Here is a 1,440-nt window from a genome sequence, read left to right as displayed (position 1 = left end):
GCGTTCTCGAATCACCACATCGGCCGCGAATGGCGGTGTTCCGATGGTTTCTCGCTGAATTGCGCGACCGCGGTTTCGAGCGCCGGGGCGAATGGCCTTTCAATGTCGAGAAACGCGGTTACGTGACTCTCTCTCGTTTCATCGATCGCGTGCTCGCCGCAAACCCTGCCAGAGCACGTCAACTCGCCGGCGGCGACTCAGCGCGTAAGGCAGCCAGCGGCGACGGAACACGTCGACCACTTCTTGCGCCATTCGAGCGCGTCGAGTGCGACGCGCACAAACTTGACAGTCGGATGATGGTGCTGGTGCCTTCACCGCATGGCGGGACCGAGCCGCGGATGATTCACCGTCTGTGGGTCGTCGTGCTGATTGATGTAGCGTCGCGCGCTGTGCTTGGTTACCACCTGAGCTTGCGTCGGGAATGTGCAGCCGAGGACGTGCTGCGCGCCATCCGCTGTGCCCTGCAGCCTTGGGCACCACGCGAACTGCAGTTTGGCAATGAAGCCTATCTGCCAGGCGCTGGCCTACCCGCTCACCGCTTTCCTCAACTGGTCGGTGCATGCTGGAACGAGTTCAGCGTCGACGGGGCGCTTGCCAATATATGCGCACGCGTCGAAGATGTCCTGCGCGAAGTGGTGGGGGCAAGGCTCGTCAAGCCGCAGGACCCTGCGAGCTTTAGCCGCCGACGCAGCAAGGACGACCGGCCGTTTATAGAATCGTTCTTCGCACGTCTGGCCGCCGACGGTTTCCATCGACTCTCAACCACAACGGGAAGTTCGCCAGTGGCGCGACGCGGTACTGATCCTGACGCAGCGGCGCTCGCCACCCAGTTTCAGCTCGAATACGTGCAAGAGTTGCTCGACACACTCGTTGCAAACTACAACGCGACGCCACACTCCGGACTCGGATATCGGAGTCCCCTCGAACAGCTGGATCGACTTCTCGCACAAGGAATCTGGAAACCAAGGCAAGCCGACCCTGACGCTGTGCGACGCATCGTTGGCACCCGCAAGCTTTGTACGCTGCTTGGCGGAGTGAAAAATGGTCGCCGGCCCCATCTTAATTTCGCCAACGGCCGCTATTCAGCGGAGTGGCTTTGCCTGCGCACCGATCTGCTGGGCACAAACCTCTGGCTGCAGCTCGAGGATGAGGACGATGCCCGGTATGCCACCGTCTCGACGCAGCAGGGACACTTCCTGGGCGTCGTGCGGGCCGCGCCTCCATGGCACCGAACGCCGCATTCGCTGTATGTGCGTCAGGCGATCCGTTCGCTCGAAAAGCGCCGGCTGCTGCACCTGGCGACGAGCGGCGACGCCGTTGAAGCATTGATCCGGTATGCCGAAACCGCACCTTTGGCGAAGTTGCCCGCCCATCCTGCGTACCTGGAAGCAAGGCGCATTCTGCAAAAGCAGGCGGAAAGCGTAGCCGGTCAATCAATGG

Annotated in this window: 1 pseudogene; it reads left to right on the top strand. The window is 61.8% G+C overall.

What is annotated here, in order from left to right:
- Nucleotides 1-122: 122 nt before the first annotated feature.
- Nucleotides 123-1,440, top strand: a pseudogene (locus M0D64_RS44765) (hypothetical protein); the annotation flags it as partial.

The organism is Paraburkholderia sp. WS6 (genome assembly GCF_030464835.1).
In the GTDB taxonomy this organism is placed as follows: Bacteria; Pseudomonadota; Gammaproteobacteria; order Burkholderiales; family Burkholderiaceae; genus Paraburkholderia; species Paraburkholderia madseniana.
The sequence above is the reverse complement of the archived record's forward strand: the minus strand, read 5'-3'. Positions and strand labels throughout refer to the sequence as shown.